General features: G+C 59.4%; 6 protein-coding genes and 3 pseudogenes. 4 read left to right on the plus strand and 5 right to left on the minus strand.

Annotated features, from left to right (window positions below):
* Positions 1-48: 48 nt before the first annotated feature.
* Both H8A95_RS39755 and H8A95_RS39760 read right to left on the minus strand, forming a co-directional pair.
* Positions 49-462 (minus strand): hypothetical protein, encoded by a 414-nt coding sequence (locus H8A95_RS39755; protein ID WP_229188000.1) that lies wholly within the window; start codon positions 460-462, stop codon positions 49-51.
* A gap of 628 nt (positions 463-1,090) precedes the next feature.
* Positions 1,091-2,277, minus strand: a pseudogene (locus tag H8A95_RS39760) (glycine C-acetyltransferase).
* A gap of 635 nt (positions 2,278-2,912) precedes the next feature.
* On the opposite strand from H8A95_RS39760, the gene H8A95_RS39765 reads away from it, so the two are divergent.
* Both H8A95_RS39765 and H8A95_RS39770 read left to right on the plus strand, forming a co-directional pair.
* A complete protein-coding gene (locus tag H8A95_RS39765) occupies positions 2,913-3,389 on the plus strand; it encodes an Lrp/AsnC family transcriptional regulator (RefSeq protein ID WP_229188001.1) in 477 nt (158 codons plus the stop codon).
* Between the two features lie 413 nt (positions 3,390-3,802).
* A complete protein-coding gene (locus H8A95_RS39770; RefSeq protein WP_229188002.1) occupies positions 3,803-5,077 on the plus strand; it encodes an IS256 family transposase in 1,275 nt (424 codons plus the stop codon).
* A 133-nt stretch (positions 5,078-5,210) separates the two neighbouring features.
* Here the strand turns inward: H8A95_RS39770 and H8A95_RS39775 are convergent.
* Together H8A95_RS39775 and H8A95_RS39780 are read right to left on the minus strand one after the other, a co-directional pair.
* A pseudogene (locus H8A95_RS39775) lies at positions 5,211-5,528 on the minus strand (hypothetical protein); the annotation flags it as partial.
* 145 nt (positions 5,529-5,673) lie between these two features.
* Positions 5,674-6,610: pseudogene (locus H8A95_RS39780) on the minus strand (IS630 family transposase).
* A gap of 798 nt (positions 6,611-7,408) precedes the next feature.
* Between H8A95_RS39780 and tnpA the strand changes: the two are divergent.
* Positions 7,409-7,774, plus strand: coding sequence for an IS66-like element accessory protein TnpA (gene tnpA / locus H8A95_RS39785; protein ID WP_229188004.1), 366 nt, complete (start codon positions 7,409-7,411; stop codon positions 7,772-7,774).
* Between the two features lie 62 nt (positions 7,775-7,836).
* Positions 7,837-8,190, plus strand: coding sequence for an IS66 family insertion sequence element accessory protein TnpB (tnpB, locus tag H8A95_RS39790; RefSeq protein WP_420839528.1), 354 nt, complete (start codon positions 7,837-7,839; stop codon positions 8,188-8,190).
* Here the strand turns inward: tnpB and tnpC are convergent.
* Positions 8,120-8,882, minus strand: a 763-nt coding sequence (tnpC, locus tag H8A95_RS39795) for an IS66 family transposase (protein WP_229188006.1), incomplete at its 5' end; no start/stop codon positions are given. The two genes, tnpB and tnpC, sit on opposite strands and share 71 nt — an antisense overlap.

The following is an 8,882-nucleotide window of genomic DNA, read 5'->3' on the forward strand; positions in this document are numbered from 1 at the left end:
ACCTTAACACCCGACCAGTGCGTCGCCTCCAAGTAGGTCTGAAACTTATCAAGACCAGAGGCCATGCGCTCGTCTTCGAGGGCGAGAAGAAGTCCCCGCGTGATCCGGGGGGTCAACGGGACTGAAGGTACCAGTCGCCAGGTCGCCGGTCGTTTGAACCGTGAAAATCGAATTTGGCGCATTCACACCCTCGTGCCAATTCACGATACCGATGACATCGGCATCCGCGAAGCGGTTGTTTAAGATCGGTGCGTAGCGCGGATAATCGTACGTGACGAGTTCGTCCGTCGTCAGGATTGACATCCTCGCCTCAGACCGGCCTGGAACTTCGAGGACCGCATGCCCGTCCACCCCCGCTCCAGTGGGCACCAGAGTGCACTCAGCCTTAAGCGCATCCAGGATGTGACGCGCCACCGGATCCTTTTCGGGAGTAGTGCAGAAGGCGAAGACGGCATGTTTCATCGCAAGGCTCTTTCGTTCTCAAGAGGAAGAACTCACCCAGTCTCGAGCCCATGTTGGCGTACGAGGCTCGCCTTGAGCTGGGGTCGCTTCATGGCGTTTCAAAATCTTGTGGAAGAGAGGCAGATTTATTGGGCATGCTTTTTGAGCTCGTCGAGTGCCGGCTCGACGGAGCCGGGATCCGATCCAACCTCACCCTGAGGGTCCCTTCCAATGGCCTGAGCGTCCTGATCGACTGGCGGCTCGAACTGGTTCTCTTCCGGACGAACCTTCATCTCGTTTGCTGGAGATCGCAGTCGATTCGCGTATGCTAGCACGCCATTGGCGAAGCACCTGATACGTCAGCAGCTGAGGTTGATTCAGTCAATAATGCGCTATCTTGCCCAGCTTATCTTACTCTATGTTTCTTGATAGCACCCAGCACATGTAGCTCGGGCGCTGCTCGTACGACCCCATCAGGATCTAGATGGTGGCGGAATCTGCGCGGCATGGCCGGCCACGCCGCTGTCCGGCTCGGATCGAAGACGCGGAGGTCGCCGGATTTCACCATGCGGCCGGCGGCGTCAGGGTTGGCACAGTGTGTGTCCGTAGGGCCGGCGGATCGGGCCATGCGTCGAGTGATCATCATGTTTCACTGCCCGTTTCTCGGGGCTAATCGAAATGCAGCTATGACCCTTTCTATGTCCTGTGCACTATGCGCCGCACTCACCTGCATACGAATCCGCGCGGCGCCTTCGGGCACCACGGGGTACGAGAAGGGAACGACGAGGATGTCGAGTCGTAACAAAAAGTCAGCAATCTGGACGGCAATCGCAGCGTCACCGGTCATCACGGGCACAATGGGATGATCCCGGCCGGAAATTTGAAACCCCAGATCGCCCAAACCTTGGCGAAGCTGACCTGTGCGAGCAGCGAGATTTTGCCGAAGATCGTCTCCGTTTTCCGCCAAGTCGATGGCAACCAACGAAGCCTCGCAAAGCGCTGGCATCAACGAGTTCGAGAAAAGGTACGGGCGCGCGCGCTGTCGCAACCATGCAATGATCTCAGCACGACCCGAGACGTACCCGCCCGATGCGCCGCCTAGCGCCTTACCGAGCGTGCCGGTGAGGATATCAACTTGATCTTCCAGCCTGTGCAGAGCTGGCGTTCCACGCCCTTGCGGACCAACAAACCCCACCGCGTGGGAGTCGTCCACCATGACCAAGGCACCATAGCGTTTCGCGAGGCCGCAGATCCCGGGCAGGTCCGCGGTTGTACCGTCCATGGAAAACACGCCATCGGTGACAACGAGCACGGCTCGGCAGAGACTGGCCTCGCGCAATGCCTGCTCAAGTTCGTCCATGTCGTTGTTTGCATAGCGGAAACGCTTCGCTCTGCAGAGCCTAATCCCGTCGATGATGCTCGCATGATTCAACCTGTCGCTGATTACCGCGTCGTCTGCATCGAGCAACGCTTCAAACAGGCCCCCATTTGCATCGAAGCACGACCCAAATAGGATCGCATCTTCTGTCCGAAGGTAGTCTGCAAGTCTCTTTTCAAGACTCGATGAACAGAATGCGTGCCACAGATGAAGCGCACCGATGACATTCCAAATCCGTACCGTTCGAGACCCGCATGCGCGACTCGCACCAGCGATTTGTGGTTCGCCAAGCCGAGATAGTTGTTGGCGCACATGTTGAGGACGTCGCGCTCGCCCAGTGCACTAAGGTGGATGTGTGCGGACTGCGGTGAGGCGACCTCCTGCTCGAGTTTCAGAAGTTTGCGTGACGACAGCTCGCTGAGATCGCCACGAAGCCGCTCGCGAAGTCGTCGTTCCATGCCTCATTTCCTATCGCGGAGAGATGACCGCAGTCGGCCAATTTGAATCATTTTATTACCTTTGGATATCGATGAGCCGCGGCTGACGGCAGCACGGCGTCGCCGAGACGTGCCACGCCGCAGCGCCACCGGCAATCGAGGTGATGAACACCTCGCCGATTTCTTCGATCTCAGCACGATCAGTATCGCCAGCCGTGGCCCAGAGCCCTTATCGGAAAGCCGTCAACGAATTAGGTGTCGGCCGCCCCAGATTCAGTATTCCACCGCAATGACAGACCTTATGTCCTGACCCGTCTTGCGACGCGCCAATCGCGCCAATATTGCGACGCTAACGACAAGTTCAACTATGGTGCAATCAACCGTGCTCCGGCGCCTAAAAATCGCGCTCTTGCGCCTAAATTGCGCGTTCAAACGGCCCTCTTCGACGAATTTCGACTAAGGCCGAAGAGTACTTCTGGCACATCCCGCCGGAGCTCAGCGACGGAGCCCTTGACGGTCAAGATGCGGTCAATTGGGCGGGATGACACGCAGGACACCGAGATCGGCAATACGTCATTTACGTCGTCTTTTCCGTGATTCGAAGATTTCGTGCAAAACAACAGCTATTCGCGAAGCAGATCAAGAAAGGGCCGACTATGCAATATGATCGATTAGACGCTCGCATCCTCGAGATCGTTCAAAAGAACAATCGCCTCACTTCCGAAGTCATAGGCGAACTGGCGGGGCTTTCCGCTACCGCCTGCCAACGGCGGCTCAAGAGACTCCGCTCGGAAGGAATTATCGAGGCCGATGTATCGATCGTTTCAGCAAAGGCGGCAGGAAGACCTATTCAACTGCTTGTGCTGGTGAGCATAGAGCGGGAGAGTTCCGAAATTGTCGACAGGTTCAAGAACGCCATAAAATCGTCAGCTGAAGTCGTGAATGGATATTACGTCACCGGCGATGCTGATTTCGTGCTATACATTACGGCGCGTACAATGGACGACTACGAGCAGTTCACGCGGCGATTCTTCTATGATAATTCGAATATTAAGGCAGTCAGGACAATGGTTGTGTTGGACCGCGTGAAGGCAGGCTTTGCCGTTCCAATTGAGCATCCATCAGAGGATTAAATGCCACGATCTTGCTCCGCTCCAATGCACTTCGCGTTTTCTCATCTTGTGTTCTGATACAACGCGCAAAGCCTACACTGACGCGGCTTTAACATCACTGACATAAACATCTTCAGCGTGTTCTTCCAAGCAGATTCAAGCCCGACGTACGGCGCCTTGGCTAATTATGTGTCCCATCACATGCGAGACGATACAAAGTACAAAGAACTCGGCGGACCTTCATTTTCGGTGACGAGGTCGATTACTCAGCCTCAGTTTACCGGTGAGAGCAAACATTCCGTGTTCATCCGTTAATGCGATGCGGACCAATTCCGGGGGATGTCCCGGGTTCTGTTGAATTTCTGAAGAGGTCGGCGTTGCCCACCTTGAGCCGCTAGGCTCGGGGTGCTGATTCCACAAAGGAGAGCAACGCCATGACGAGAGATATCACACCGGCTGGTTCGCCGGCGACCGGGGCTGTGGACGAAGCGTTTGCAGAAGTGCGGGCAAGCTTCGATCGGTTCTGCCCGGCGGCAGGGATCGAGGCGCTCGGCACGATGATGGAGGCGGATGTCACGGCGGCCTGCGGGCCGCGCCACGGTCGCGACGCGGCTCGGCGGGCGCACCGTTGGGGCCGAACTTGGGGACGGATCGGCTTCCACGGCGGCAAGATCGAGGTCGAGCGCCCGCGGGTCCGGGGCGTGGACGGCCGCGAGGTCGCGATCCCGAGCTGGGAAACGGCAGCGCAGGAGGACTGGCACGGTCGCTGGGCGATGAACCTGATGCTGATCAATGTGTCGACGCGCCGGTTCGGCCGCGCTGTCCGGCTGCCCGAGGGTGACGTGCCGGCACCGCCCGGATCGGGGGTTTCGAAGTCGGCGGCCTCGCGGAGGTTTGTGGCGCTGTCGGCGGCGCGGCTGGCGGACTTCATGGCTACCGATCTGTCCGCGCTCGACCTTCTGGTGGTCCAAATCGACGGGCTGCATCTCGGCGACGATCTCGTGCTGGTCGCCGCGATCGGGGTTGACAGCGAAGGCAACAAGCATCCGCTGGCGCTGGTGGAAGGGGCGACTGAGAACGCCGCAACGGTTCAGGCCCTGCTGGACAACCTGGTTTCGCGCGGGCTCGACCCGATGGTGCCAAGACTGTTCATCGTCGACGGCGCGAAAGCGTTGTCGAAGGCGATCCACCGCACCTTCGGTTCGGCCGCCGCGATCCAGCGCTGCCAGATCCACAAGGCGCGCAACATCATGGAACGCCTGCCGAAAGAGCACCATGCGGCCACCCGTCGGGTGCTACGCCAGGCCTGGGAGCTCGATGACGCCGACAAGGCTGAAAAATTGATCCGCAATCTCGCGCGTCGACTCGACCAGCAATGGCCCGGCGTAGCGGCCAGCATCCTCGAAGGCCTCGACGAGATCCTGACTGTCGTCCGGTTGAAGCTGCCGAAGGAGCTTCGTCGATCGCTCGCCTGTACCAACATCGCCGAGAACATGATGGGCACCATTCGCCGCGTCACGCGCAACGTCAAACTCTGGCGAGATGCCGGTATGGCCTTGCGATGGGTCGCGGCCGGCATGATCGAGGCCAACAAGGGCTTCCGACGATTGAAGGCGCATAAGCAATTGTCGGTTCTGCGTGCGGCCCTTCAAGCTCACCACGATCGTATGACGATCAAGCCCGTTGCCCACGTCACGAGGGCCGCGTAACATTCGTTCTGGCAACGTCGCCCCGACGTAGTTCAACAGCGATCGGGACATCTCCCCAATTCCGAATTCTTCCGCGATAAGCAACGCACGTAGCACCTTACCCTGGTAAGTCGACCAGCAAACGAAGCTTGAATTCGTCGCCATTGTGGATGTAGAAGTGGCCGACGAGCCTGTCCGCAGTGCCGATCATAACCCATCCGCGACCGCAGACTGTGTCATTCTCGTCGTGGGCTTCCCATGAGAACTCCGCGCAGGGCGAACCGTCTCGCGCGCCGTAGCGGACATCGAGAAAGCCCTTCAGCACACGGAAGGCAATTTCACCGTCGGACTTGACGCCGAACGTGAGATGCGCCTCTTCAACGGATCGAGGAACTCGCTGTCCCAATTGTCCATCTCGACGATGCGCCAGCGGCCGGAAAAACGCCTTGGCGAAGCCGGGCACCTTGGCCATCGGCCGGCCTCCGCGATCAGCTTGGGCAGCCGCACAAAATTCTAGACGGCAGCAGCGGAAGGTAAAGGCCGATCCGATCACGGCCACGGAACCGGGTCTTCTCGTGCCCGGCGACCGTCCTCTGGATACTTAGAGCATGATGCATTTATACGGAAACATAGCCTGAGTTTTTGAGATAGTTGGCGCACTCCTCTTTGGAGAAGATATCGAGGAGTTCGCCGACCTTGCGCCAAGTTGCTTCGACATCACGTGTCTGCGCGGCTCGCATCAGGTGTTTGAGCTTGGCGAAGACCTGCTCGATCGGATTGAGGTCGGGGCTGTAGGGCGGCAGGAAGAGTAGATGCGCTCCTCTGGCGCGGATGGCGTTGCGGGCAGCCTTGCCCTTTGCCGAGGTTGTCGAGGATGACGACCTCGCCTTTTGCCAAGGTGGGCGCCAACACTTTCTCGACGTAGAGCGTGAAGAGCTCACCATTGATGGGACCATCGATGACCCACGGCGCGCTGATCCGGTCGTGGCGCAGCGCCGCGATGAAGGTCATGGTCTTCCAGTGGCCAAAAGGCGCAGATGCTTCAAGTCGCTGCCCACTCGGTCTCAGCCGCGCAGTGGCGCCATGTTGGTTTTGATCCAGGTCTCGTCGATAAAGACCAGGCGTGAGGCCTCGATCTTGCCCTGATGGGCCTTCCAGCGCGTCCGTTTACGCGCGATATCAGGGCGGTCTTGTTCGGCCGGCCGGAGCGTTTTTTTTTGAAGCTCAGCCCCTCGGCGTGAGCGAACGTCCATACCGCCCGCACGTCAGTTTTGATCGCGCGCGCAGCGAGTTCCTGCGTCGGCTTCCGCAAAGCGAACGGTCCGGAGCGAATGCGTTTGCGTAGCCAGTCGGCGTTGGTGCCGGATAGAACCGGCTTCTTGTGACCGCCGATCTTGCCCGGAGAAACGCCTCGGTCTCCCGCCGAAGATTCTTCCACTTCGTCACACAGGAAGGACTGATCTGAAGCGCATTTGCAATCGAACGAACCGTCTCACCCGCGTCAGCCCTCGCCAGAGCAAGTTCAGCAAGGTCTTCCGAATAGGGTCGCGTCATCCGTGCTGGCCCCCGGACCCCTGCATGGAGTTTGAATCAGAAATTGTCTCCTCTGGGAATCTGGAGGGTTCTGTGAGGTCGCGTGGCACGCGCGAGCCGCGCGCTCTGTCGTGACGTGCGACCTCATAGAAGCCGGATTGAACGAGCCGCTGCCACGCCCGAGCAACGGGCGAGATTCAAGGCCGATGATCTTGGACGATCGCCAGGCTCAAACGCATGCGCAACTTGCGCGATATGGCACGGATGTTGCTGCTTGGGGAAAGTAGGTTGTTGAGCGTATGTGCTGTCAATGGGTTAGGGTGGCGGAAAAGTCACTCCTGACAACCCTGGCGCGAGAAGCCCGGTAACGGCCTTCAACGAGGGAATTGCAGAGGGGCGCCGCGGTATCGTCCCTTGGACGTAGCGAGATGTCGTTGGTCGTTCTCATTGTCGATCCGACTGCACGGGTCCATTCATTCGAGGCCTGCCGACCGCAAGAAGGTTGTTGGCACTCCCACTCCAGCAACAAATTCAATGCCGCGCCAGCGGCTTCGTTCAATCCCGATTCTGGAAAAAAACAACATGCTCTAGCGCCAGTAAAACCGGGACTTTTGCAACGCTTGCTGGTGACCACGCCTATTAAGCGAAGCCACAGTGTCGTGGTTTCCTGATGGCGCGTTCGACGATGTTGGAGTCGAGCTCGATGCGACCATCGGGTATGCTTCCGGTGAAAGCCGCCTTGCCGAATGAGGCGTGTTGTTGAGAACTGTCCTTATGGACAGTGATAGGCGCAGTGCCCAAGTCGAACGGCTCGAAGTAGTGGACACAGGCCGGCGGCGGCGCTGGTCCGAGGATGAGAAGCTCAAGATCGTCCTGGAGAGCTTACAAGCGCCGCGCCAGGTCGCTGCGACGGCGCGGCGATATGGCGTTTCGCGCTCACTGCTGCTGCGATGGCGACGGTCGTTTCGGCCTGAGCCGAAGGATGCCGCCCATCAACCTGGCTTCGTACCGGCGATGGTGGTGGCGGAATCAGGTCCGGCGCCCTGTCCAGTCGCGCCGGCCAGCAGCGGCGGGACGATCGAGATCGAGTTTGCTGCCGGGGCTCGGATGCGGATCACGGGTACGGTCGACGCGGCCACGCTGAAGGCCGCAGTGGCGGCGCTGGCAGATGGACGCCTACGGTGATCCCTATTGCGTCAGGCGTACGGGTTTGGATTGCGACCGGCCACACCGATATGCGTCGGGGCATGAACTCGCTGGGCTTACTGGTGCAGGAAGCCTTTAAGCGAGACCCGCACGGCGGCGACCTCTATGTGTTCCGTGGCAAAAGCGGCAAGCTGATCAAGATCCTTTGGCACGATGGACTGGGCATGTCGCTTTATGCCAAGCGGCTGGAGCGCGGCCGCTTCCTGTGGCCATCGCCGGTTGATGGCGTCGTGACAATTACTCCAGCCCAGCTTGGCTACCTGCTGGAGGGCAGTACGCATCCGGCCAGCACCCCGGGCAGTCGCGCCGGTCTGCCGCGGCGCCTCAGGCAGCAGCCGCCTTGGACTGTTGGGTCGCCTTCCAATTCCACGGGAGCAGGTCGGCGACTCTGTTGACGGGGTGATCTGGAAGCCTGGCCAACACGTCAGCGAGCCAGGCTTGCGGATCAACGTCGTTCATCTTGCAGGTTTCGATCAGGGTATAGACAGCGGCGGCACGATTGCCGCCAGCATCTGAACCGGCGAAGGTCCAATTTCGTCTTCCGACAGCCACACCGCGTAACGCTCGTTCGGCAGCGTTGTTCGAGAGGCAGATGCGGCCATCGTCCAGGAAGCGGGTGAACGCCGCCCAGCGGTTGAGCAGGTAGTTGATCGCCTTTGCAGTATCGTTGCCTGATGAGAGCAAGGTTCGCTGCTGGCGCATCCAGATTTCGAGATCGGCGACGATCGGCCTCGACTTATCACGACGTGCCGCAAGCCGCTGTTCCGGCGTTTTGCCGTTGATGGTGCGCTCGATCTCGAACAGGATATCGATGCGTCGCACGGCCTCGCTGGCAATCGGCGCCTCTCCAGATTTCGCCAGGTCGAAGAACTTTCTGCGGCCGTGGCTCCAACAGGCCGCTTCAAGGATCGGAGCTGGCTTCCTTTGGGCCTTGTAGAGCTGGTTATATCCATCGAAGGCATCGGCCTGCATGAGGCCCACATAGCCGGCAAGATGGCTTTGCGGATGTTCTCCAGCCCGGTTGCGTGAGTAGTAGAACAGGGCCGCCGGCGGATCCGTGCCGCCAAACGGCCGGTCATCGCGAACA

The organism is Bradyrhizobium oropedii, from assembly GCF_020889685.1.
In the GTDB taxonomy this organism is placed as follows: domain Bacteria; phylum Pseudomonadota; class Alphaproteobacteria; order Rhizobiales; family Xanthobacteraceae; genus Bradyrhizobium; species Bradyrhizobium oropedii.